Source organism: Albirhodobacter sp. R86504 (genome assembly GCF_042466415.1).
Classification (GTDB): Bacteria; Pseudomonadota; Alphaproteobacteria; order Rhodobacterales; family Rhodobacteraceae; genus Albirhodobacter.
Genome location: NZ_JAXHCH010000002.1, coordinates 266,239 through 289,404, shown reverse-complemented (window position 1 = coordinate 289,404; position 23,166 = coordinate 266,239). Strand labels below are relative to the sequence as shown.

Annotated in this window: 21 protein-coding genes; 8 read left to right on the top strand and 13 right to left on the bottom strand. The window is 59.1% G+C overall.

Annotated elements, in window-relative coordinates:
- Positions 1-34: 34 nt before the first annotated feature.
- The 3 genes from SJY32_RS03450 to SJY32_RS03440 all read right to left on the bottom strand — a co-directional run bounded on the left by SJY32_RS03450 (position 35) and on the right by SJY32_RS03440 (position 4,820).
- Positions 35-1,759, bottom strand: a complete 1,725-nt coding sequence (locus SJY32_RS03450; protein ID WP_376871621.1) for a BCCT family transporter — start codon at positions 1,757-1,759, stop codon at positions 35-37.
- A 252-nt stretch (positions 1,760-2,011) separates the two neighbouring features.
- Positions 2,012-2,545 (bottom strand): CreA family protein, encoded by a 534-nt coding sequence (locus SJY32_RS03445; RefSeq protein WP_376871619.1) that lies wholly within the window; start codon positions 2,543-2,545, stop codon positions 2,012-2,014.
- Positions 2,546-2,666: 121 nt separating this feature from the next.
- Positions 2,667-4,820, bottom strand: a complete 2,154-nt coding sequence (locus SJY32_RS03440; RefSeq protein ID WP_376871617.1) for a PAS domain-containing protein — start codon at positions 4,818-4,820, stop codon at positions 2,667-2,669.
- Positions 4,821-5,362: 542 nt separating this feature from the next.
- Here SJY32_RS03440 and SJY32_RS03435 point away from each other — a divergent pair.
- The 4 genes from SJY32_RS03435 (at position 5,363) to SJY32_RS03420 (ending at position 9,469) form a co-directional block, all read left to right on the top strand.
- Entirely contained in the window at positions 5,363-6,307 is a 945-nt protein-coding gene (locus SJY32_RS03435; protein ID WP_376871614.1) for a PRC-barrel domain-containing protein, read from the top strand.
- A gap of 275 nt (positions 6,308-6,582) precedes the next feature.
- Positions 6,583-7,317 (top strand): hydratase, encoded by a 735-nt coding sequence (locus SJY32_RS03430; protein ID WP_376871612.1) that lies wholly within the window; start codon positions 6,583-6,585, stop codon positions 7,315-7,317.
- A 161-nt stretch (positions 7,318-7,478) separates the two neighbouring features.
- The gene (locus SJY32_RS03425) at positions 7,479-7,769 is read left to right on the top strand and encodes a hypothetical protein (protein WP_376871609.1); all 291 of its coding nucleotides are present in this window, start codon (positions 7,479-7,481) and stop codon (positions 7,767-7,769) included.
- An 11-nt stretch (positions 7,770-7,780) separates the two neighbouring features.
- The gene (locus tag SJY32_RS03420; protein ID WP_376871607.1) at positions 7,781-9,469 is read left to right on the top strand and encodes a methyl-accepting chemotaxis protein; all 1,689 of its coding nucleotides are present in this window, start codon (positions 7,781-7,783) and stop codon (positions 9,467-9,469) included.
- A 127-nt stretch (positions 9,470-9,596) separates the two neighbouring features.
- Here the strand turns inward: SJY32_RS03420 and SJY32_RS03415 are convergent, their stop codons facing one another.
- Positions 9,597-10,412, bottom strand: coding sequence for an inositol monophosphatase family protein (locus SJY32_RS03415; protein WP_376871605.1), 816 nt, complete (start codon positions 10,410-10,412; stop codon positions 9,597-9,599).
- A 354-nt stretch (positions 10,413-10,766) separates the two neighbouring features.
- Positions 10,767-11,129, bottom strand: coding sequence for a helix-turn-helix domain-containing protein (locus SJY32_RS03410; protein WP_376871603.1), 363 nt, complete (start codon positions 11,127-11,129; stop codon positions 10,767-10,769).
- A 408-nt stretch (positions 11,130-11,537) separates the two neighbouring features.
- Between SJY32_RS03410 and SJY32_RS03405 the strand changes: the two genes are divergently transcribed.
- The gene (locus SJY32_RS03405) at positions 11,538-12,542 is read left to right on the top strand and encodes an NADPH:quinone oxidoreductase family protein (RefSeq protein ID WP_376871600.1); all 1,005 of its coding nucleotides are present in this window, start codon (positions 11,538-11,540) and stop codon (positions 12,540-12,542) included.
- Here SJY32_RS03405 and SJY32_RS03400 read toward each other — a convergent pair.
- Positions 12,539-13,384 (bottom strand): LysR family transcriptional regulator, encoded by an 846-nt coding sequence (locus SJY32_RS03400; RefSeq protein ID WP_376871597.1) that lies wholly within the window; start codon positions 13,382-13,384, stop codon positions 12,539-12,541. The genes SJY32_RS03405 and SJY32_RS03400 overlap by 4 nt on opposite strands.
- Positions 13,385-13,634: 250 nt before the next feature.
- Between SJY32_RS03400 and SJY32_RS03395 the strand changes: the two genes are divergently transcribed.
- Complete coding sequence (locus SJY32_RS03395; protein WP_376871595.1) at positions 13,635-14,351, top strand: Bax inhibitor-1 family protein; 717 nt, start codon at positions 13,635-13,637, stop codon at positions 14,349-14,351.
- Positions 14,352-14,424: 73 nt separating this feature from the next.
- Here SJY32_RS03395 and SJY32_RS03390 read toward each other — a convergent pair whose 3' ends face one another.
- Both SJY32_RS03390 and SJY32_RS03385 read right to left on the bottom strand, forming a co-directional pair.
- Positions 14,425-15,423 carry a type I glyceraldehyde-3-phosphate dehydrogenase gene (locus SJY32_RS03390; protein ID WP_376871593.1) on the bottom strand — a complete coding sequence of 333 codons (999 nt, stop codon included), beginning with the start codon at positions 15,421-15,423 and terminating at the stop codon, positions 14,425-14,427.
- A 243-nt stretch (positions 15,424-15,666) separates the two neighbouring features.
- The gene (locus tag SJY32_RS03385; RefSeq protein WP_376871590.1) at positions 15,667-16,449 is read right to left on the bottom strand and encodes a DUF4394 domain-containing protein; all 783 of its coding nucleotides are present in this window, start codon (positions 16,447-16,449) and stop codon (positions 15,667-15,669) included.
- 234 nt (positions 16,450-16,683) lie between these two features.
- On the opposite strand from SJY32_RS03385, the gene SJY32_RS03380 reads away from it, so the two are divergent.
- Entirely contained in the window at positions 16,684-17,295 is a 612-nt protein-coding gene (locus SJY32_RS03380; RefSeq protein ID WP_376871588.1) for a sigma-70 family RNA polymerase sigma factor, read from the top strand.
- Positions 17,292-18,029 (top strand): anti-sigma factor domain-containing protein, encoded by a 738-nt coding sequence (locus tag SJY32_RS03375; RefSeq protein ID WP_376871586.1) that lies wholly within the window; start codon positions 17,292-17,294, stop codon positions 18,027-18,029. Before SJY32_RS03380 ends, SJY32_RS03375 begins: the two co-directional genes overlap by 4 nt.
- Before the next feature lie 37 nt (positions 18,030-18,066).
- Here the strand turns inward: SJY32_RS03375 and SJY32_RS03370 are convergent, their stop codons facing one another.
- The 5 genes from SJY32_RS03370 to SJY32_RS03350 form a co-directional block, all read right to left on the bottom strand.
- The gene (locus SJY32_RS03370; RefSeq protein ID WP_376871584.1) at positions 18,067-19,122 is read right to left on the bottom strand and encodes a YeiH family protein; all 1,056 of its coding nucleotides are present in this window, start codon (positions 19,120-19,122) and stop codon (positions 18,067-18,069) included.
- Positions 19,123-19,219: 97 nt separating this feature from the next.
- Positions 19,220-20,287: a TRAP transporter substrate-binding protein DctP gene (dctP, locus tag SJY32_RS03365; RefSeq protein WP_376871582.1), complete on the bottom strand. Its 1,068-nt coding sequence runs from the start codon at positions 20,285-20,287 to the stop codon at positions 19,220-19,222.
- A gap of 57 nt (positions 20,288-20,344) precedes the next feature.
- On the bottom strand, positions 20,345-21,886 hold the full coding sequence (locus tag SJY32_RS03360; protein ID WP_376871579.1) for a TRAP transporter large permease: 1,542 nt from the start codon (positions 21,884-21,886) through the stop codon (positions 20,345-20,347).
- A complete protein-coding gene (locus SJY32_RS03355) occupies positions 21,886-22,506 on the bottom strand; it encodes a TRAP transporter small permease (protein WP_376871577.1) in 621 nt (206 codons plus the stop codon). The genes SJY32_RS03360 and SJY32_RS03355 overlap by 1 nt, the downstream gene beginning before the upstream one ends.
- Positions 22,507-22,581: 75 nt before the next feature.
- On the bottom strand, positions 22,582-23,166 hold the full coding sequence (locus SJY32_RS03350; RefSeq protein ID WP_376877551.1) for a flavin reductase family protein: 585 nt from the start codon (positions 23,164-23,166) through the stop codon (positions 22,582-22,584).

The window sequence follows — 23,166 nt, the reverse complement described above, 5'->3', positions numbered from 1 at the left end:
CAGCGCCCCCTCACGTATTTCACCTCAGCGAGGCTCAGTCGTCCGACAAACCTGACGACAAACCATTGCCGGTCGCGCCGTCGATTTGGTCATAAGTGGTCGGCACGCCCGCTTTTTCGCGCAATGTGTCGTAGTAGATCGCCTTCACGAGGGCGATCGCCATGACCGCCATCACGAAGGAGAACGGCAGCGCGCCAATCACCATCGCGGTTTGGACGGCTTTAGTCCCCCCCGACAACAGCAAACCGGCAACGACCATCGCCAAAGCGACGCCCCAGAACAGGATATGAGGACGCGCCTTCGGACCTTCATCGCCCGCCGCGTTGATCGTGTTCACGATCAGCACCGCAGAGTCAGCAGACGTGACGAGGAAGGTCAGCAGAAGAACGACGATCAAAACCGCCATCCCCCATGCAAGCCACGGCGCAATCGGTGCGAGCATGAATTCTGTCATCGCGAAGATTTTGTCGCCATTGGCAGCATCAAAAATGACACCCCCCGCGCCGCCATTGAGTTCCAGATCGATCGCCGTACCACCCGCCCATGCGAACCACACAAAGCACATCAGAGCCGGCACAATCATCGCGCCCAAAACGAATTCTCGGATCGTCCGACCGCGCGAAATCCGCGCGAGGAACAAGCCAACGAAAGGCGCAAAGGCGATCCACCAAGCCCAGTAGAACACCGGCCACCAGCCCTGCCACTGCGCCAAGAGGAAGGATGTCGACCCCTCAACACCGTCAGAGGTAAAGACGTTAAAGCTCAACGTTGGCAGAGCGATAACGTAATCCCACAGGCCGAGGAACATCGCGTTAAAGCCAAACCATGTCGCGCCGAAGATGATGAAGAAGCCCAGCAGCACGACCGAAAGAACCATGTTGATGTTCGATAGCCACTTGATGCCTTTGCCTACGCCCGACAGCGCCGAAAGGGTCGAGAGGCCCATGATAACAACCAATGAGGTGATGATCCCCATCGTGTTGGCCGCGCCATCCGCGGTCGTCAGACCCGAGATGCCGATGCGGGTCAGCCCCGCGACGAACTGGTCAACGCCGAACCCGAGGGTCTGCGCCACGCCCAAGATTGTCGCCACAACCGCCACGATATCAATGATATGGCCGAAAATCCCCGCCAGCGCATTGCCAAAGAGCGACGTCAAACCCGACCGGATCGTGAGCGGCAAGCCGCGGCGATAGGTGAAGAATGCCAACGACAAACCGCAGATCGCGTAGCACGCCCACGCGCCAAAGCCCCAATGCAAGAACGACCACTTATAGGCCATCCGAACGTTATCAGCCGTGCCGCCAGTCGTCAGACCCATGATCGTTTCAGGGTTTGATCCGAAATGCGAAACAGGCTCGGCGACGGCCCATGTCAACATGCCCACGCCGATCCCGGCCCCGAACATCATCGAGAACCAGGAGAAATTGCTAAATTCCGGTTTCTCGCCATCGATCCCGAGGTTCAACCTGCCTGCCGCAGGCCAGATGGCCAGCAAAAGGCACACGATGACGAAGAACGCCACGACCCAAATATACCAAGCGGCAAAGTACTGTAGGATCACCCCGTTCAATCCGCTAAGGATTGACCCCGATTGCGTCGGCCAGAAGATGGCCCAGACCACGAGGATCGAGATGATGATTTTGGCAGGTACGGCAACGGCCATCGCAAAGCCGTTGTAAAACCCGCCTGTTGTTGTGTTGATTTCCAGCTCGGTAAACGGCGGGGCTATTTCTTTTTCGCCTTTTTTGTCTGTCATTTTCGACCTCGTTACTCCAGTAGCGCTGACCGGCGTCACAGGTGGCAGATGCACTCCCTTCACGGGACGCACAAAAACCAAGCAGACGAGGTCGCGCAGGCGCTGGGAATTGGCGGTTAATTCGTAGCAACACAAGTATTATTTAGGGAAAAAACCGCCATTGGCTACTGTTTGCACGCGAGACAGCTTTGCTTGCACACGCGCACCGCGCTTTTGCGCCGCATCGGACGCCCCGAGAGACGCGTAGGGCGTTCACGGTTGGAACAAAGGCACCGTCGAGATCGCCATTTTCGCGGAGCCATTTTGCACCTGCTGGCCGTGCACAACATAGACAAGTGTCTGATGTGTTTCGTCAAAAATACGTTTTACCTGAAGGCTCTTCCAAATGATGGAGCGACGTTCGGAAAAGACGGACTCCCCTTCATCAGACCGGTCGATATCCCCCAATGTGATCGGGCCGGTTTGCTGGCACGAGATTGCCGAATTCGACGGGTCCTCAAACCAATTGCCATTTTGCAACCGGTCGATCAGCCCGCGTTCGAAATAGGTGACATGACAGGTCACCCCCTTGACCTTGGGATCTTCAAATGCCTCGACGATAATATCGTTGCCCAACCAATCGACATCAACCTTGCCGATCACCTCCGCCTGCGCGCGCGCAAAAGTCAGGGTGGTGAATATCGCGCCCAGCGCCACAGTCGCGATGAGATGCCGGACACCTGATAGGGTTTTGGCGCGCGCGGTTGCCGATGCGGCCGGATTATGGATCGGGTGGTGACGGGTCATTCAAGCATCCTTTTCACAACACAAAGTCAGATCACCTGCCGGCGCCCGACCAACTTACGCCGCCATCCGGCTCGGGGGGTGAGCCAAATGGCGGGCCAGCTGCGCGCTGAAGTTACCCTCCTCAGGCAGGCGGTATTTCCGTCAGGCCCGAGAGCGGCGCGCAGAGATCAAAGGTTAAACCCCCAACCGGATAGGCAAGTTCCGCCGTCCCCGAGAAATAAGCAGGCAGAGCTTGTTCGATCATCATGCTGCCAAAGCCGTTGCGCGAGGGTTTGCGCACCGCAGGCCCGCCCGTCTCGCGCCACGTCAGCGTAAACACCTCGTCTACCACGTTCCAGCGAATGCAGATCAAGCCCTCAGCCTGCGAAAGCGATCCGTATTTGATCGCATTTGTCGCAAGCTCATGCAGCGCCATCGTCAAGGCCAAGGCCTGTTTTGCCGAAATTGGCAAATCCGGCCCCTCAATAACGAACCGCCCCTCGCCCGTGCGATGCGGCGCGAGGGCGCTGTCAACGACGATGCGGATGCGGGTGTCCGTCCAAGTCGCGCTCACCAACCGATCATGCGCGCGCGCCATCATCGAGATCCGAGATTGCAACAACTCGCGGGCATCCGCCATAGTTTCTGCCTGCCGGAGCGTCTGCATCACGGTTGCGTTCACCATCGACAGGATGTTTTTCACACGGTGGTTCATTTCGCCCAGCATCAACTGGCGTTGTTCCGCGACAAGCTTGAGTTCCTGAATATCGGTGCATGTGCCAAGCCAGCGCACGATCTCCCCGCGCGGGTTTCGCACCGGTTGCGCGCGCCCTAGAACCCACCGGTACTGCCCCGAGTGATGCCGCAAGCGATATTCGATTTCGTAAAGTTCGCCGGTTTCCAATGAATGGCGCCAACGCTCCCACGCGCGGTCTTGATCATCGGGGTGGAAGATATCGCTCCACCCCTCGCCATCGGTCGAGCCCTCCGGCACACCGGTAAATTCGTACCAGCGCGCGTTGTAAAAATCGTGATACCCGTCGGGCAAGGTCGCCCAAACGATTTGTGGCATTGCTTCGGTGATGGTGCGGAACTCGGCCTCGCTTTTGCGCAGCGCGTCTTGCGTGCGCTTTTCGGCCGTCACATCGCGGAAGATCACAGCGAAACGCCCCCGCGGCAAAACGGGGGTTGCAAACACATCAAACCAGCGCCCCATCGCCTCCGAGCCGTCCTCGAACCGCACCGTTTCGCCCTCGAGGGCGACGCGGCCGTAGATTTTCGCCCATTTGTCTTCGAGGTTTGGAACGAGATCCAACATCCGGCGGCCGGTGGCGCTTTGCAGGCCTGTCATCTGCTCGAACTTCGGATTGACGTCGATGAATTCGTAATCGACCGGCTCGCCCGCCTCGTTACAGATGATTTCAGCCACGCAATACCCTTGATCGAGCGCCGCAACCACCGACTGCAGGCGCTCCTCGCTCTCGCGCAAGGACTCGCGATCACGATGCTGCTTTGTGATGTCGATCACAACGCCGAGAAAATGATCGGGCTGTCCATCGGCGTCGGGCAAACACCGCCCCCGCGCGAGAACATGACGCTGCGCGGTGTTGGGCGATGCGATGCGGAACTCTTCCCAATACTCGCCCCCGGTTTCGACGGCGTGTTGCACCGCCTGCGCCACTCTTGGGCGATCCTCGGGATGGATCGCTTCAAGGAACGTGCCAAGCGGCAAGCGATCACGGGGCTGCGAGGGATCGATCCCGAACGCCTGCATGAAGGTCTCATCGACGGCAATTGTATCGATCCGCGTGTCCCAATCGAAGATGCCAATGCCATCACTGATTTCGAGCGCGAAGGCCAATTGACGGGCGGTGGACTCGGCTTGCGAACGCGCCTGAACCTGCAGCGTGACATCAATTGCAAAGCTCATCACGCCTGCGATCACGCCCGAATGATCGCGCCATGGTTGTAGCGAAAAACGATAGAGAAGGCGCTGTCCGTTGTGCACGATCAACACCTCGGGGATCTCGACATGCGCCCCTGTGGTGAACACGGCGTCAAAGGTTTTCACCACCCCTTGCCCCTCAAATAAGGGGAACACATCAAGGAGCTTACGCCCCGTGGCGGGCCCTGCGATCAAGTCATGCGCAGGGTTTGAATAGCTGCACAGGTGGTCGCGCCCCTGGAACACTGCGACCAGCGCAGGCATCGCATCGAACATCTGTTGAAAAGGTGCCTGCCCTACCAAGGGCGGCGCGCTTTCAACGGTAGCACTGTGGGACTCCGTAGCGATCATGCTTTTTGCTTTCGAGATGTCGGACAACGCGTCACTTACCACACGACCCCGTGTAATCTACCCTAATGGATAGGGTAATGCGGTGCGTGTCCACAAAAATCCGCGCGCGGCGCTGATCCACGCCCGTCACCTGCATCCTCCGGCCACGTGACGTTGCGCAATGCGAGCACGCCCGCCCGCATGGCCCCGTCCTGCCCCGTCCTGCGCGGTCCTGCCCCGTCCTGCGCCGCGCTCGCCTGCGGATAAAGAACGCGCCCATGCCCAAATCGGACAGGCTGCGTAAGCCGCGGCCCGCGCGCAGACGACAGCTCTGCGCCGATCCGATCTGAGATTTTTTAGATTGCGGGTGCCCTTGAACGGAAGCCTTGAAAACAAGCGGGTAAATGCGGGGTGAGAGGTATTATCTTTGTTTTCAAAGCCTAAAATTTGAATATTTAAGATGTTTATTATGGAACACTCGCCAAACAAGCGCGTTGTCTCCCCGAACCTGCAGCGCAGCGATACCGCACCGCGCTGCATCCGAAACAGACGAGGAGGATACCATGAAACGCTTTTTGACCACGACAGCAATTGCCCTCACCCTTTCCGGCGCGGCGATGGCACAATCTGGCATGACAGGCTTTGGCGACGTGCAGATGCAAGAAGGCGACTTCTACGCCTCCGACCTCATTGGGATGCGCATTTACAATGCTGAAACACCCGTTGAGGCGGGGATGCAAATCGCCGATGGTGGCGAGGCAGAATGGGATGATATCGGGGAAATCAACGACATCATCCTTTCCCAAGATGGCCAAGTGAGCGCCGTGATCTTGGGCGTCGGCGGCGTGATGGGCGCGGGTGAGCGCGACGTGGCGGTATCGATGGATGCGATCACTGTCGTGAATGAAGAGGGCGACAGTGATGATCGCTTCCTCGTCGTCTCGACATCGCAAGAGGTCCTAGAGGCCGCCCCTGAATATGAGCGTGCAGCCGAAGGCACCGTCTACGGTGATCCGAACGCCGAGACCGCAGCGCCAGCAACTGATCCGGCGATGCAGGCAGAAAACCCCGCCAATGGCGCCCCGCAAGAGGGTGGGATGGTCGATGAAACCATGAACGAGGGCGCGCATTCGAGCGCCGATATGGCAACGAACGACCCCGCAACGCGAGACATGCTGACACGCCCTATGGTTGAACGCGAAGGGTACACGGAAGCCGATATGGCCACCGTTTCCCAGATGACGGCCGACGGGCTTGAAGGTGTCACAGTCTACGGTCCGCAAGACGAGAGCGTCGGCGACATCAACTCGCTGGTGCTGAGCGATGATGGCAAGATTGAAACCGTCGTTGTGAATGTTGGAGGGTTCCTGGGGATGGGTGAAAAATCCGTTGGCGTGACCTTCGACGAATTGCAGATCCTGACGCAGGATGATGGTGATGATTACCGCATCTACATTGATAGCACGGTCGAAGCGCTGAAAGCGCAGCCGGAATTTGACGTGAAATAATCGATTTTGCTGCACTTACGCGGGCCTGCCTCACCAGAGGCGGGCCCGTCTCACTTTACGGCTCTCACTGTGCGGCTCTCACTTTGGCGCTTTCACTTTGGCAATCTAGCTGCCTCTCTCAACTTTCTTCCCCCGCGCGTGATCTCGCAACCGCCCCGCCAGCACCGCTTGCCTGTGAGGGCGCATTGCGATTTTATCTTTACGAACGGCCGCCGCGCCCGTTGACCGGACAGCAGACTGATCTTCCGCGCGGCTCTTATATTCAAGGATCAGATATGAACGCCCTCTCCGACGCCCTCCTCCTCGCCCAAACATCGGGCCAGCGTATTCCTGCCGATGGTGCCATTTCCGCGCCTCACACTCTCGCGGAGGCCTACGCGATACAGGGCCGCGTCATTGAGGGGATGGATGCAGATATTTCGGGCTTCAAGACCGCGCGCAAGCCAGACCAGCCTTCGATCTGGGCGCCCATTGTGGCGCACCGCACGTGGGACAGCGGCGCGACCGTGCCGATGGGCGCACAAATGGGGCTTGAGTTGGAAATTGGCTGGCGGATCATGGCCCCCCTTCCCGCGCCCGAGGACGTTGATTTTGATGCGGCCCTGCTGCGCTGCATCCTTCCCGTTCCGGTGATCGAACTCGTCGAGACGCGGCTGAACGGAGCTATCGCCCAAGATCCCCTCGCCAAGCTGGCCGATTTCCAAATAAACCACGGCCTTATTCTTGGCACGCCGCTCACAACTTGGGACGGACGCGATTTTGGCATTGTCAACGCACGGATGACGATCCCAACAGGTACGATCTTGGACGGCGAAACCTCAGTGCCTGACGGCTCGGCTCTCACCACACTGAAAGCTCTGATCCGTTCGATTGGCAACCATTGCGGCGGGCTTAAACCTGGCCAAACCGTGATCACGGGGTCAATTCACCCCCTCACCTACACGCCGACTGCGGGCGACGTGTTCGGCCGCATCGATGGGCTGGGCGAGGTGAGCTGTCACCTCACCTGATCGGTCTCGCCACCACGAAACGGAGACCTCGCGCCAGAGGAAACACCGCCCTGCGCGCGAGGGCCCAAGGCTAAACGTATAAAATTGCGCTTCTTACGCATGTGAGTGTTAAGCACGCTTTAAGCTCTTGCGGGGTATCACGGTCCAAATGGGAGAGACCGATGCTACCTGAAACCCTCGCAATTAGCCTTGCCGTGCTGGCAGGCCCGATCGTGCTCCTCACGCGGGAGCCTTCGGCCGATGGTCCCTACATTGTGCTGACCGCTCCGTGGACTGATCCGGATGACATGCTGGCGAAGGCCGAAGCATGGGAAGTCGGGACAACCCCGCCCGCGATCGGCACGATGGCATGGGGAGAAGGACAGGACCTCTCCTACCGATTGGCGCAGGCAGGGGCCCTTTTCGTCCTCAGCGGCTCCCCCGTGAACTGGCTATGTGGTGGTGACCTATGAAGAGTGCAAATATGGACTTTAATCGCGGGGCGATTTTACGCTGGATGACCGGGGGCACCGTCATGATGGCGGGCCTGATCATTATTGTTGCGTTTCAAATTGGTAACGCCCCCCTCGCCGCGAGCATCATTGCCGTCGGCTTTGCCAGCATCGGCCTCATCGGGCTGCGCCTGTCGAATGGGCCGCGCGGAAGAAGCCTCGTCGCGCAAGGGCTTGTCGGGCAAGCGATCGCGGGCACTGCCGCTCTCACAGGTCATCCGTGGCAACTCGATTCCCATATGATATATTTCGCATTTCTCGCCGTACTGGTGGCTCTCGTCGATGTAAGGGCGATTATTCTCGCCTCGGTGACGATCGTTTTGCATCATGTGTCATTGTCGATCGTCCTTCCGAGCATGATCTATCCGTCGAGCGAGCTATGGCCGAATATTGAGCGCAGCCTGATACACGGGGCGATCGTCGCGATCGAGAGCACGGTCCTTGTCTATGCGGTTAGAAACAGGGTGAGCATGGCGTCCGCAATGGCCGAGCAGCTTGCGCAATTGCGCGTTGCATCCGAAGCGGCTGACGTGACCCGCGCCGAGGCAGAGCAGCGCGCCGTCGAGGCTTTAGCGCTCCGTGAGACTGCGGAACAATCAGCAAGCGCGGCAGAAGCGATGCGCCTTGCCGCCGAGAACACGGCACAAGAAATTGTGCGGGCTCAGACAGATGCCGCCAAGGCGCAAGAACAGCTGATGGAGGTGCGCGCTCAAACAGAACGCGAACAGGCCGAGGTCGTTGAAGCGCTGCAAGTCGCGCTGGGTGCGCTGGCGGAGGGGGATATTGGCGTACGCCTGAAACACTTCCCGCAACCCCATTACCAAGCCCTGACACGCGACTTCAATCTCGCCCTCGAACAACTTGCCGTCGCAGTCACCTCCGCAACAGGATGCTCCTTCGATATCCGGAGCCAGATCAGCGAGATCAACACCACCGCTGGCAATCTCCTGACTCGCACCGAAGCACAGGCGCACACTTTGGCGCAAGCGGCAGCCGCCATCAACGAACTGACAGTCTCCGTGCATTCCGCCGCGCAGGTCGCCTCCGAGGCCTCGAAAGCCTCACATGATGCCGAGACCGTGGCCCGCGAAAGCTCTACTCTGGCCGAGGAGTCGATCCACGCCATGATCCGCATCGAGGAGAGTTCAGACCAAATCGCGCGCATCACATCCGTCATCGACGACATAGCGTTCCAAACCAACTTGCTTGCCTTGAACGCAGGGGTCGAGGCCGCGCGCGCGGGCGAAGCAGGGCGCGGTTTTGCGGTTGTCGCATCCGAGGTGCGGGAACTGGCGCGGCGATCCTCCGCATCCGCGCGCGAAATCCGCGACTTGATCAGCGCCTCCGGTGTCCAAGTAAAATCCGGCGTCGATCTGGTGAAACGAACGGTCAGCTCTCTCGACATGATCGTCTCCTCTGTCGAAGAGATCTCGCGCCGCGTGGGAGAAATCGCGCGATCCTCGCAAGAGCAATCCACAGCCTTGAAGGAGATCAACGGATCTGTCGAACAGCTCGATCACGCAACTCAACACAACGTCGCAATGTTTGAAGAAACGACTGCGGCAACGCGCTCGCTGGACGAAATGGCAGAGGAGCTGCGTCGTTCGATGATGATCTTCCGCACGGACAGCGAAGAAAATAGCCTCATGACAGGGACATAACGCTGCGCGCCAAGGCATTGCAGGCTATGATATCTCTGGGAGGTGGCTCCCGGAGATATGGTTAGAACGGGCCACTTTTCGGGCAACATTTTCTGAGTAACAAACATCGCGTGACTGCGAGCGTTCGTTAGCCGTTCAAGAGAGCCAATGCCTGCGCGTAAATCTCGGCATTCGCAGCGGCCAGAATTTGGCCCCCCATATGCGCAGGCTGACCCTGCCAATTGGTCACCACTCCACCCGCCGCCTCAATCACCGCGATAGGCCCTTGCACGTCGTAAGGGTGCAAACCAGCCTCGACGACGAGATCGATCTGTCCGAGCGCGATCAACGCATAGGCATAGCAATCGGTGCCGTAGCGCGTAAGGCGAGCCTTCGCCGACACCGCAGAGAAAGCAGACCGCTCGGCCTGTGTGCCAACTTCGGGGAAGGTGGTGAACAGGATCGCATCCGTGAGCGCCCGCGCGGGTCTTGTTTTCAAGGCGCGCCGCCCTTGCGGGCCATGCATCTCACTCACGCCCAGCCCGCCCGCGAACCGCTCGCCGATATAGGGCTGATCAATAATGCCAAGGATCGGGCCGTTTGAATCAGAAACCGCGATCAAAACACCCCAAGTCGGAGTTCCCGATAAGTATCCGCGCGTTCCATCAATCGGGTCGAGAACCCAGGTTAAACCAGAGCTGCCCTCAGTGCTCCCGAATTCTTCGCCCAAGATACCGTCATCGGGTCGCAACTTGGCGAGGATGTCGCGCATTGCGATCTCCGCTCCGCGATCGGCCACGGTAACAGGGTCAAACCCGACATCGTATTTGTTCTCCGCACCCAATTCATCCGACCGGAAATGCCGCAGCGTTTCAATCCGTGCTGCATCCGCGAGCGCATGCGCTGTTTGCCAAAGATGTTCGGCGGTTTGCGCGGAAACATGTGTGTTCGGGGTAAGGGGCATCACTGTCTCCGGAAGCGCATGAGGCGAGAGATAAATTGGGATCGAGAAGACTGATCACTGACTCGGTAGCCCTCGCATGTAAAAGGGTCAACCCCTTGAACAGCCCTCGCGAAACTACCTCACGCCCGGCTTTCACCTGAGGCTAAAAAGGCCCCGCGCCAGAAATACGAAAGGCGGCGCCTTAAAAATGCGCCGCCTTTCGCAATACCAGAACCAAACAAGGCGTTTCGCCATCCGATCGCGCCTCCGGCGCGATCTTTTCGAGAAGCCGGAAATTACCGGATACGCCGAGACACCGATTAAGTCGTTGCTGTTATGCGTCGCTCAAAGCGCGTCACACCAGCTATCCACACGTTAAGCCGCTTCGGAAAGCACCTTCGCCAACTCCAACAAACGGCGGCGTTGCGCTTCGGGAATTGCGTAGAACGAGCGAACCAAATCGAGCGCCTCTTTATCCGCAAGCAGATCCCCGCGAACATCGCCCTCTGTCGCGACGCCTTCAGAGATCCCCGCGAAGAAGAAGGAGATCGGGAGCTCCATCGCTTCCGCGATATCCCACAGACGCGATGCCGACACGCGGTTCATACCGGTTTCATATTTCTGAATTTGCTGGAACTTGATGCCAACCTTGTCAGCCAGCTGTTGTTGCGTCATGCCGATCATCCAACGACGATGGCGGATGCGCTTGCCGACATGCACGTCCACAGGGTGTTTCATTCGTTTTTCCTCGAACCAATTGATTACAGAAAATGCGTAATTAACGTGATAGCAGGCTCAATTTTTTAAAACACCTGTCGAAATAGACATGCGTACAACACGCATAGCGGTAGTTTGCGCGCGTAAATGCACACTTAAACGCCTCAACTCCACACCGAAACACAGCATGCGTCATTCTGCCTAGGCGTGTTTTGCATTTTGCAAAATATTTTGCGACGACCCGATGCAATTCGACAGTCAAAGTGACGAATCGCGCCGCATCCGACCTGTGCCCGCCCAGTTAAATGCGGCGGCGAAAGCGAGCAGCCTATCCGATTTAAGCAAAAATCCGCCGAGCTTGTCGACTTTCCGCTCAAATCTCACGATTGCGTAATTTTATTGCCAATGCGGGCTAAATATAGTTCAAATATGTCGGACAAGACCACAGATGGACGATGCGTGACGATGAAAGCCTTTATGGTAACGGAGCATAATAGCCCGCCCGAGTTTATGGAAATCGAGATCACCCCACCCGACGCCGGTGAAGTCCAGATCGCGGTGCGAGCCTGCGCGCTCAATTTCGCGGATTTACTCATGATAAAGGGCACCTACCAAGCAACGCCCCCCCTTCCCTTCGTTTTGGGGATGGAGGTTGCCGGAGAAATCCTTGCCCCTGATGCAGATGCGCCGCTCCCCCTTGGGTGGCAGGCCGGCGACCGCGTTGCCGCGGTGATCGGGCACGGCGGTCTCGCGCAGCGCGCCAATATTCCGGCGGCTCTCGCCGTGAAAATCCCTGAGTCGATGAGTTACGAGCAGGCCAGCGCATTCCAGATCGCCTACGGAACATCGCACCTTGCGCTGGATCATCGCGCGGGCCTCAAGGCAGGCGAGACACTTGTTGTGTTGGGCGCTGCGGGCGGCGTCGGTTTGACGGCGGTGGAGATTGGCAAACGGATGGGCGCGCGGGTGATCGCTTGCGCGCGCGGCGCGCAGAAGCTGGCGATCGCGAAGGCAGCCGGCGCGGATGAGGTGCTCGATGTTACCCTTCCCGATCTGCGCGATCAGCTCAAATCGCTCGGCGGTGCCGATGTCATCTACGATGCGATCGGCGGTGATGCAGGCACGCAGGCGGCGCGGGCCCTGAATCGCGGCGGGCGATATCTGGTGATCGGGTTCGCGGCAGGCGGGCATCCTGACATTGCGTTAAACCATGCGCTGGTCAAAAACATCACGATCCACGGCGTCTACTGGGGCGGGTATAGCGAGCTTGCCCCACAGGTGTTGCGGCACTCACTCGCGCAACTATTCGACTGGTTTTGCGCAGGCGATTTGCGCCCCCACATCTCGGAGGTTTTCCCGCTCGATCAAGCGCATGAGGCACTGGACTATCTGCGGACGCGCAAATCGACGGGCAAAATCGTGCTGCGGGTTTAATCAGCGTATGCGGCGCGCAACGAATCCTTCAAGGCCGCAACGGCCGCGCCCGTCAGTTTGCCTTGATCATAGAGGCAGATTTTCGATTGAGGCAAATCGGGGAGACTGCCCTCGATCCAAGCGCATCCCTCGGGCAAGGCGGGATCCATCCGCACGGTGACCCCGAGATCAGCCGAAACATTTGCCTCAACGACGCTCTCACTATCACCGTCGAAGGTCATCTCCCATCCGATACCGGCCTCTGTCAGCGCGCCCAGCGCCAGCGGACGAAACAGGCAGGTTTCCTTGAACGCGACACGGAGCGGGCGATCAAACTGCGCGGTGCCGGCTGGTGCCCCGACCCAGCGCAATGCCCGCTCGGCCAGCACATCTGCCGCCCTGTCCGGTGTTTGCTCTGTGGTGATGATCAGGTCAAACGCGCCCTCCGCGAACCGGTTTTTCAAGATCCGCGTATAAGAGGACACAAGGTTGATGCGACTGTCCGGAAATCGCGCCGCCATCTCACGCAGCACGCGCGGGATCTGCGGGCTCACGATATCATAGGGAACGCCGAGCCTGATCTCGGTTTGAACGGGCGTTGCCGTCAAGCGCTCCACAGCCTCATCGTTGATCGCGCAGATCCTCCGCGCATATTGCGCTAAGGCCTCGCCGTCGCGTGTGAGGGTCATCCCGCCCGGCATGCGATCAAACAAGGCCGCCCCCAAGCCCTCTTCCAACCGCCGCACTTGCATCGAGACGGCGGATTGCGTGAGGTTCAATAGTCCGGCCGCCCGCGTCACAGATCCTGTCTCGGCCACGGTGATCAAAGCGCGCAGCGCCGCCATATCAAGATTTCGCGCCATATGGCCCCTCGTTTGGAACATCGGTCAAAGCGGTTTCGCATCGCCGCTTCCGGTTTCGCGCGGGTTCAATTGTAAAGCACACCCCGTATGATGCAAATGCTGTCAGGGTCTGAAAGCCCAAAATATCGACGTGAAATCGGGTTAAAAATCGCAAATATCGACAGCCTGCGTCTTGAAATCCCTGCCCTGCCTGCCAATATCGAGGTCACCGCTCGGCCCTGTTGCCGCGCCAGTGATTTTGGAGGCACACATGCTTAATTATGACACGACGCAGCGCACGGCCGGCATCCGCACAGCCGCGATTGACGAGGGCCTGCGCACGCACATGAATAAGGTCTACGGCTTGATGTCCGTCGGTCTCGCGCTCACGGGGATCGTCGCCTATCTGGTCGGCTCGAACCCTGTCTTGCTCGCGCAAATCTTCGGCACGCCGTTGAAATGGGTTGTGATGTTCGCGCCCCTCGCCGTTGTTTTCGCCTTCGGCGCGATGATCCACAAAATGTCCGAGGGCACGGCACGCGCTGTCTTCTTCGGTTACGCGGCCCTGATGGGTCTGTCGATCTCGTTCATCTTCGCCGTGTACACAGGTGTGTCGATCGCTCAAACGTTCTTCGTTACCGCGATCGCGTTCTCCAGCCTCTCGATCTACGGCTACACGACGAAGCGTGACCTCTCGCCAATCGGCACCTTCCTGATCATGGGCGTTGTCGGCCTGATCATCGCGTCGATTGTGAACATCTTCTTGCAATCGGGCGGCTTGTCCTTCGCGATCTCGGCGCTCGGCGTTCTGATCTTCGCGGGCCTCACCGCCTATGACACGCAAAAGATCAAGAACGAGTATCTTGAGATGGTTCATTCGGGCAGTGACTTCACAGGTAAAGCCGCCATCCTCGGCGCTCTCACGCTCTACCTCGATTTCATCAACCTGTTCATGTTCCTCTTGCGCTTCATGGGCAACCGCGAATGATCTGAGGCTAGCAGCCGCAGAATACAGAAACCCCGCTCAGCCGAGCGGGGTTTTTCTTTTGCCTAGCGCCGTCTCAACGCATCCGGAGCGCCATATCCAGCATCCGGTTGGAGAAGCCCCATTCGTTATCATACCACCCAAATACGCGAACCATCCCGCCCTGTGTGACCCGCGTCTCGGGCAATGCCATGACGATACTCTCGGGGCGGGCGCGCAGATCAGACGACACGAGCGGCAAATCCGTTACCCCGATGATCCCCCCAAGCGTGCCGCCCCGCGCGAGCGCGGCATTCACCGCGGCCGCATCCGCAGGTGTCCGGAGGATCACCGCCAGATCAACCGCCGAGACAGAGGCCACGGGCACCCGCACCGCCGACCCCTCAATCCGGCCCGCGAGATCGGGCAGAACCTGATCCACCAGTCGTTGCGCCGAGGTTGTCGTCGGCACCATTGACAAAGCCGCCGCCCGCGAGCGTGTAAAATCGTCAACGCCGCCCTTGCCACGCGGCGCGTCCACGGCCGGCTGACTTCCAGTATAGCAATGGATCGTCGTCATCGTGCCCGTCACAACGCCGAACGCCTCGTCCAGCAATCGCACCAACGGAGCAAGCGCGTTCGTGGTGCAAGAGGCGTTGGAAACGATCGGTTGGCCGGCGAGATCCCCCTCATTCGCGCCCAAGACAACGGTTACATCCGCCGAAGCCGACGGCCCCGATATCAGCACCCGCCCTGCCCCTGCCCGCAATCCGGCCTCCGCGATGTCGCGGCGCTCGGCGCGGCCAGTGCATTCCATCACGATATCCACATGCCCCAAATCCATCGCGCCCAAATCCGCCTCGCGTGTGAGGGGAATGCGGCGCCCGTCAATGACCAACGCGCCGTCCTGCGCCGCGACAGCCCCGCGCCAAGGCCCAAAAACACTATCATATCCAAACAGATACGCGCACATCTCGGGGGCCGCGATATCGTTGATGCCTACGATTTCCAAATCAGGCCAGCGCGCGGGATCTTGCAGCCATGCGCGCAAAACAGATCGTCCGATCCGACCGAAGCCGTTGATAAAAACACGCATATTTCGCCTCTCGTGCCAAACGCGGGGGCCGCCCGCGCAGATTGCCCCAGTTGTGCGCCAATCGCGCCGCCTGTGAAACCCCGAGATTGCGATGATTACAAAACCGGTCATTAGACCGCGAAAAGGCGCACCCCCTGCGAGGCGCGCCTTTTCCCGGTAGAGAAATACCGGAGCCGATAATTGTCAGCTGCTCTCACAGCTCACGAAATAACTCTTCAAAAACTGTCGCGACACAGCGCCGGATTACATCGCCGGCAAGATCGTGATGTCGCGAATTTCGCCGTCAACGCCCTCAATCATGCCGGACGCCGTCGCTTTACCGCTCTCCAGATCGACCGCGTACAATGTGTTGCCGTTCACCAGCCACGCCATGTTCTCCATCTCGGCGGTGGTTTGGACGTCAAACGCATAGGTATCGGCCGGCGTCTCAATGCCCAGCTTGCCAATCGCGCCGAGCGTGCCGTCATTTGGCGACGTCTGCTGGATCACCGCAACGATGGTGCTGTCGATATCGAACATCTTGGTGGCCTCGGGCTTGCCGTAGCTGTTGATGTAAGCAGCAGCGACAATCGCTGTTTCCTCACCAACATGCATATCGCCCTCTTGCCAGTTCAGGCTTCCATCAACCGTCACCGCACCTGTGTCCACGTCAACGCGGTGATTGGTTGTGCCCGTCATAAAACGTAGCTTGTCTGCGGCAGGGTTAAAATCGACGATCACCGGCATGTCGCCCAACGGCAAAGCGGTATCCATCTTGGACATTTCGGTCGCGGCACCTGTTGCCGGATCAATGCTGACGACCGTCATATCAGGCGTCACGCCGACCAAAGTGCCGTTCGAGGGGCGCAGGTCGATGCCCAGCAGGCTTTCCACGCCCGTGACATCCATCATGCCAGAGACTTCGAGGGTTTCGGTGTCAAACATCACCAATGTCTTGTCGCCAACTAGGCCCAGCGCTGGCGCGGCATGCGCCGCCGAAAGCGAAAGGGTCAATGCGGTGGTCGCGAATGCGGTCATACGAAGCATGGGAAAATTCCTTTGCATGGGTTTCAACCGGCACGGCTTTCTTGCCGTCCTTAAACCGAAGACACGCGGAACCGGAATTTGGATGCAGAGTTTTTTAAAAAAATCCAAAAAAAAATTGCATCCATCCGTGTGAGCGCCGTGTCCTCTCTTTTGAATGGAGAGAAAATGATGCATCACTCACCTAAGACCTTTGATCGCCGCAGCCGCGTTTTTTCCCACGCTTTAAGGGGCCACATGATTGACCCGAACGCGCAAATGCGCGCCTCCTCACCCGCCGGTGATAAAAAAGCCAAGGCGGATGCCCCCTCGGATGTTTTGCGCGCAGCGCTCTTTGACTGCGCAGCAGGGCGCGAGGCGGGGCTGGATGTGATTGTCCAATCCGAGGGCCGCCAGTTGCTCGGCGTGGCGCACAGGATGCTGCGGCGACACGATCTGGCCGAGGAGGCTCTGCAAGATGCGATGGTGCAGATCTGGCGCAAGGCGGGGCAGTTCCGGCCTGAAACGGGGTCGGCGCGGGGCTGGATCTATGCGATTTTGCGTAACCGATGCCTCAACATCTTGCGCGACGGCAAGCGGCTGAGCCTCCTGTCGCCGGCGGATCTTGCCGCCGTGCAAGAGGCGCGCCAACAGATCGTGCCCGTGGAGGGCTGGGAAATTCTCGCAGGTCCGACAAAGCTCCGCGATTGCTTGGAAGGCTTGGATTCACCAAGCCGCCAGACCATTCTCCTCGCTCATGTTGCGGGCTACAGCCATGGCGAGATTGCGGCCCAGCAAGATGTCCCGCTCGGTACGGTGAAATCGCTGATCCGTCGCGGATTGATCGCCTTGAAGGAGTGCTTGTCATGACGTCTTCGACCACACCGGCGATCTCCGATGCGCTTGCGGCTTTGTCGGATGAGTATGTTTTGGGCCTACTCTCGTCGACGGAGGCCCATCTGATCGAGGAGCTTGCCGCGCGAGACCCCGCATTGGCAGCGCGCATCGGCGCCTTGCGTGATCAATTCTTGCCGCTTGATCTATCGGCCACGCCGCGCGATGTCGCGGAGAGCTTCCGTGCGGGCCTGACGGAAAAACTGGCGTCATTGCCCCAAGACGACGATATCCTTTTGACGCGGGCGCCTAAAGTGCCCGTTGCCGCGAACCTGCCGCGCCGCCCTCTGCGGCTGGCATCCGGCCTTGTTGCGGCGTGCGCTCTTGGCATCGCGGTCGGATTGGGCGGCGGGTTGCTGCGCCCCGTGCCCGATCCGCTCGTCGTCGCCGTCTTGCTTGATGCTGACGGCGTGCCGCAGGCGGTGGTTGAGGATTACGGGAATGACAGCGCCACCGTGCGGTTTGTTGCGGATGTTGCCGTGCCTGCGGATCGCGCATTACAAGTTTGGACTTTGCCGTCGCAAGATATGGGTCCGGTCTCGCTAGGAGTGTTGGAGCGCGGTGCTGCGCAGCGACTGACGTTCGACGATCTGCCCCGTCCCGCCGCGCAACAGCTCTATGAAGTCACGCTAGAGCCCTTAGGTGGCTCGCCGACCGGGCGGCCAACCGGGCCGATCATCGGCAAGGGCTTTGCGGCGGCGCAGATCTGATACCCTCAGAATAATGGGGGGGCTAACCCCTCCCCGCTCATCTCAAGAGCATGACGCCCGCGAGCACCAAAGCCGCGAGGAAGCCTGTTTGTGCGACGATAATCACAATCGCGGTGCCGCCGACATCTTTGAGTTCCTTGAGCGAGGTTTTCATCCCAACTGCGGCGACCGCGGCCACCAGCATCGCACGTGAGAGCGTATCAATCGGCCCGATGACCGCCTGCGGGATAAGATGGAAGGAATTGGCCGCCGCCAAGGCGAGAAACGCCAAAACAAAGGCCGGCACCAAGGGCGGACGTTTCGCGCCCGCAGGCACCGATTTGCGCAACATCAGCGCGCCGATAAACACCACCGGCGCCAGCAAGGTCACCCGAAACAACTTAACCAGCGTCGAGATATCGCCAACCTCATCGGATACGGAATAGCCCGCGCCCACGACCTGCGCGACATCGTGAATGGTGCCCCCCAAAAACACGCCCGCAAGCTTCGGACCAAGTCCGAGCTGTTCGGTCAGGACGGGATAGACGATCATCGCAAGCGTAGACATCAGCGTGACAGAGATCACGGTGAACGACAGATCGCGCTCGCTTTCGGCGCGGTTGGGAAGCAGCGAGCTGATCGCCATGGCTGCCGATGCGCCACAAATTGCGACTGCCCCCCCTGTCAAAAAACCAAACAGACGGTTTTTGCCCACCAAAGGCGCGAGCGCGACGGACATCAGGATCGTCGCCGCGACTGCGACCAGCACAAGGCCCACATTTTGCGCGCCGATCTGTACGAGCATCTCCGCGCTGACCCTGACCCCCAAAAGCGCGACGCCAATCCGCAAAATCGCCCGCGAGGCAAAGTAAATGCCAGCCTTCGCGCGCGGATCTTCGGATAAAAATTGCAGGGGCATTCCCAGCAAGATCGCCATCAGCATCACCGGCGCGCCGTAGTGATCGGACAGAAATTGCGCCGCCATCGCCACCATCGCGACGATCAAAAGACCCGGCCCGAGCGCGCGCGCCGTCTGCATGCGCGTCACCTCTGCGGGCGTAGCACCCTGCGAGGGTTCGAGCGTTTGCGAGTGTATCTGGGGGGATTGCGCCATCTCTCTGAGCCTTTCAACGCGGCCATGCTCATGGATGGCAAATCGTGATCGTGTCATGTGGCGCGGGGTCTCCGCCGCGCCACATGGGGTTTTCGGTTTACTTCAGATCGCGCTCATATTGCGCCGCGAACTCTGCCTCGACTTCAGCGACAGAGGCTTTCAGCGCGCCCAGGATTTCTTCCCCGCCGTCGACATTGGCGATAAACCAATCCTGAACAGGGGCCGCTGCTTCTGCGAAGGCTGCTTTCTCCTCCGGTGTCGGCACATAGAGATCGCCGCCGCCTGCAACGAAGGCCTTATACGCCTCGATCGACTTGCGCTTGGGCGAGGCGAAGGTCGCTTGCTGAAGCTCGGCAAAGCCGTCAACCACAACACGGCGCATATCTTCAGGCATGCCGAGGAAGGCTTCGTTGTTCATCCACCAAAGCGCGCCCATATAGGCATGGCCGTCGAGGGTCAGGTATTGCAGGCCCGCATCGGGGAATTTCATCCCCATGATGTCTGTGATGCCATTTTTAGTGCCTTCGACCACGCCGGTTTGCAGCGACGTGAACAGCTCCGGCCACGGAATCGGCGTGGGCGATGCGCCCAAGGTGCGGGTGAGCTCTTGCGGCAGATCCGCCTCTACGGTGCGGATTTTGAGGCCTTCGAGATCGGCAGGCTTGGTGACACGGCGCTGCGTGTTGGCAAAATTGCGCCAGCCGCCAGTGTTCCCGATGGTCATCAGACGCACGGTCCCGTCGGAGGTTTCCAACGCCATGTCGCGCATCTTCCGCGTGAAATCGCCCGTCAAAACGGCCTCCGCCACACGGTCATCCGCCATCAGATACGGCAAATCAAGCACCTGCACGTAAGGGAAAATCCCCGCGGCGCCGCCAGATGTCGAGATATAGACGTCGATTGAGCCTTCAGCCACGCCCTCCAAGCATTCCGCCCCCGTGGCGCAAAGCTGCGTACCGATGAACAACTCCACCGCGATTTTCCCGTTGGACGCGGATTCAACGTAGTTTTTGAAGACGACAAGCCCGTCGTAATCTTCATCCGTCTCGTTGGAATTTGCCGTCGCGCGGATTGTAAAATCCGCCGCCCAAGCCGCCATCGGCGCGGTCAGAACCGTTGCCCCAAGCGCCGCAGCGATTGCCGTTTTTGTGAACTTATTAAACATCTTATCCTCCCATTGGATGAGTTTGGCGCAGAACGCCTCTTGCCTCCCGTTCCCCGGTCACGGGGTCGGGCTTATGCAAGCCGAGAAACCGATCGCAGGGTCACACCCCAAGAAACCGGCCAGATATGGCACCGTCATCGAAATGGCGGGCACATAAGTAATCAGGAAAATCACGACAACTTCTACCGCCAAGAACGGCAGGATCGCGCGGGAAATTGTCTCGACCCGCTCGCCCGAAACCGTCGAGGCGACGAACAACACCAAGCCCATTGGCGGCGTGGCAAGGCCCACGGTCAGGTTCACCGACATGATGATCGCGAAATGCACAGGGTGCACACCAAGATCAACAAAGATCGGCCCCAAAATTGGCCCCAGAATAATGATCGCAGGGCCGGCATCCAGAAACATGCCGACGATAAACAACAGCACATTGATCAAGAACAGCAGAACCAGCGGGTTCTCCGAAAGCGACAGAATATAGGCCGAAAGCATCTCCGGTGCGTGCGACAGGGACACGACCGTTTTGAACGACACGGCCGCCCCGACAAGGAACAACACCGCCGCAGTCGACAAAGCTGACCGCGTCAAAACATCCATCAGATCGCGCCCGTTCATGGATCTGAGCACGAAGAAACTCACGATCAGCGCATAGGCAACCGCCACAGCAGAGGCCTCGGTCGGGGTGAACACACCGATCAAGATCCCGCCCAGAATGATAATTGGCGTCTGCAACGGCGCGACCGCTTTTTTACAGATGAGCCGGAAATCCTCAGAGGCGCGCGCCTTGATCGATTGAACAATCACATGCGCAAGAGGCAAGGCGATAACAAACACCAACCATCCGTTCGGCGCCTGCCCCAAGATCCGCGTGCTCAGGCCCGAGGCAAGGCTCGCGAGCCCTGCAATCAGCCCCGCAATATTGATGCGGATCAGGATATAACTCACCACCGCTTCGGTGCGGGTGATCGTCTGGCCTTTGCGCACGATGCGCTCTGCCTTTGGCAAATCATAACGATCCGCCATCAAGCGCACCATCACCATCAAGCCAACCCCGACCAAGAGCCCGGGAACGATGCCGGCGAGGAACAAGGCCGCGACGCTTTCGCCCATCACATAGGCGTAGATAATCATAATCCCCGACGGCGGAATGATCGGACCGATTACCGAGCTTGCCGCAGTGATCGCGGCGGCGAATTTACGGGTGTAGCCGTTTTTCTCCATCGCCGGGATGAGGGTTGAGCCAAGCGCCGAAGTATCGGCCACCGCCGAGCCAGACAGCCCCGCGAAAAGGATCGAGGAAAGGATGTTCACATGCGCCAACCCGCCGCGCAGATGCCCCATGAAGGCCTGCGAAAACTCGACGAGCCGCATTGTGATCCCGCCGCGATTCATCACCTCCCCCGCGAGCATGAAGAACGGCAAAGCCATAAGCGGGAAGCTATCCATCCCGTTATACAGATTTCGATAAAGGCCGGCGACGACGTTCCGACTATCGCCCTCCATCATGATCAACGCGATCGGGGATATGAGGAGCGCAAAGACAACAGGCAGCCCGATCAGGATAAGCGCGATAAACGCGGGCATAAACCATAACAGCATCAATCGGCCCCTCCGACAGCGACTGCATCTATCCGCGGCAGACGCAATTCACTGCCCAGCAAGCTCACCACTTGCCGGATCATCAATTCGATATTTACGAGGATTAACAATGACATCCCGACCCACAACGACGCGTATTGATAGTTGTTTGCGAATTTTGCGCCGCATTTGCCGATCTCAATTCCGAACGGCCAGCGCAGCGTCGTCGAACAGCCGCGCCCCGAAAGAGAGTCGACATGGTTATTGAGGCCGCGATCCCAAAGAACGCACAGCACCCAAAGCGAGAGCGCGAGCAGAATAAGCCCCAACACCCCCGCGATCATTTTCGGCAGGGCTTGCCCAACCATCTCGATGGCGACAAAGCCACCCGTCCGGTAAGCCAGCGGCGCCATCAAGCCCGACATCCACAACATGCCAAACCGCGCGCCTTCTTCCGTCCAATTCGGGGCGTCGTTCAGCACATAGCGGAAGAATACCTGACCGAGGATCAAACACACCATAATGGCCAAGGCCGTCACGCCGATCCAACGACCAACGGCCAAAATCGTGCCATTGACACGGTGAAGCAGTTTTGAGGCTGCTAATAAAACAGATAGACTAACCCGCAGAAAACTCTGCATTTGACCTCCCCCTGAAACCGCCGCAACCTCCCCGTCGCGCACGGTTTCCCCCCGTTTTGTAGTAATCACGCCCCGTTATTGCGGGGCGAATTGCCTCATCTGGCCCTTGAAAAAGGCAAGCGGTTCGCCCGTCTCACGCAAAAATGCGCGCAACACCCGGCCCACCATAATCACATGATCTCCCCCCTCATAAACCGCCTCACGGCTGCACTCGAAGCGCGCCAGACAGTTTTCGATCAGGGGAACGCCCTCTTGATTGCGGGCCAAAATGCCGCCCGTGAGCGCTTCGTCTCCCAATGCAAAGCAGTTCCGCGCCACGCCCCAGCACAGATCGACCTGATCCTCCGCCAGAACGTGAATGGCGAAATGCTGGGCTTGTTCGAAATATTGAAACCGCTTCGCATTCCGGTCGGGTGACCACAAGACCAACGGCGGCGTCAGCGAAACCGACGAAAAGCTGTTGGCGGTGATCGCAGCAATGCCGCCCTGCGCACCCGGCGCGTCTGAAGGCGCTCCGGTTGCAGGATCGATCACCGGCCCGTCGATCGCGGCCGTCACGATCGTCACGCCCGTGGCAAAGCGGCCAAAGGCATCGCGCAATAGCCGCGTGTTGCCCTCGTCAGGGATGAACGAACCGTTAGTCGTACCCTGCGCCATCAT

Coding starts and splice junctions, on each gene's coding strand:
- SJY32_RS03450 (WP_376871621.1), bottom strand. CDS start 1,759: ATGACAGACAAAAAAGGCGAAAAAGAAATAGCCCCGCCGTTTACCGAG.
- SJY32_RS03445 (WP_376871619.1), bottom strand. CDS start 2,545: ATGACCCGTCACCACCCGATCCATAATCCGGCCGCATCGGCAACCGCG.
- SJY32_RS03440 (WP_376871617.1), bottom strand. CDS start 4,820: ATGATCGCTACGGAGTCCCACAGTGCTACCGTTGAAAGCGCGCCGCCC.
- SJY32_RS03435 (WP_376871614.1), top strand. CDS start 5,363: ATGAAACGCTTTTTGACCACGACAGCAATTGCCCTCACCCTTTCCGGC.
- SJY32_RS03430 (WP_376871612.1), top strand. CDS start 6,583: ATGAACGCCCTCTCCGACGCCCTCCTCCTCGCCCAAACATCGGGCCAG.
- SJY32_RS03425 (WP_376871609.1), top strand. CDS start 7,479: ATGCTACCTGAAACCCTCGCAATTAGCCTTGCCGTGCTGGCAGGCCCG.
- SJY32_RS03420 (WP_376871607.1), top strand. CDS start 7,781: ATGGACTTTAATCGCGGGGCGATTTTACGCTGGATGACCGGGGGCACC.
- SJY32_RS03415 (WP_376871605.1), bottom strand. CDS start 10,412: ATGCCCCTTACCCCGAACACACATGTTTCCGCGCAAACCGCCGAACAT.
- SJY32_RS03410 (WP_376871603.1), bottom strand. CDS start 11,129: ATGAAACACCCTGTGGACGTGCATGTCGGCAAGCGCATCCGCCATCGT.
- SJY32_RS03405 (WP_376871600.1), top strand. CDS start 11,538: ATGTCGGACAAGACCACAGATGGACGATGCGTGACGATGAAAGCCTTT.
- SJY32_RS03400 (WP_376871597.1), bottom strand. CDS start 13,384: ATGGCGCGAAATCTTGATATGGCGGCGCTGCGCGCTTTGATCACCGTG.
- SJY32_RS03395 (WP_376871595.1), top strand. CDS start 13,635: ATGCTTAATTATGACACGACGCAGCGCACGGCCGGCATCCGCACAGCC.
- SJY32_RS03390 (WP_376871593.1), bottom strand. CDS start 15,423: ATGCGTGTTTTTATCAACGGCTTCGGTCGGATCGGACGATCTGTTTTG.
- SJY32_RS03385 (WP_376871590.1), bottom strand. CDS start 16,449: ATGCTTCGTATGACCGCATTCGCGACCACCGCATTGACCCTTTCGCTT.
- SJY32_RS03380 (WP_376871588.1), top strand. CDS start 16,684: ATGATTGACCCGAACGCGCAAATGCGCGCCTCCTCACCCGCCGGTGAT.
- SJY32_RS03375 (WP_376871586.1), top strand. CDS start 17,292: ATGACGTCTTCGACCACACCGGCGATCTCCGATGCGCTTGCGGCTTTG.
- SJY32_RS03370 (WP_376871584.1), bottom strand. CDS start 19,122: ATGGCGCAATCCCCCCAGATACACTCGCAAACGCTCGAACCCTCGCAG.
- dctP (WP_376871582.1), bottom strand. CDS start 20,287: ATGTTTAATAAGTTCACAAAAACGGCAATCGCTGCGGCGCTTGGGGCA.
- SJY32_RS03360 (WP_376871579.1), bottom strand. CDS start 21,886: ATGCTGTTATGGTTTATGCCCGCGTTTATCGCGCTTATCCTGATCGGG.
- SJY32_RS03355 (WP_376871577.1), bottom strand. CDS start 22,506: ATGCAGAGTTTTCTGCGGGTTAGTCTATCTGTTTTATTAGCAGCCTCA.
- SJY32_RS03350 (WP_376877551.1), bottom strand. CDS start 23,166: ATGATGGCGCAGGGTACGACTAACGGTTCGTTCATCCCTGACGAGGGC.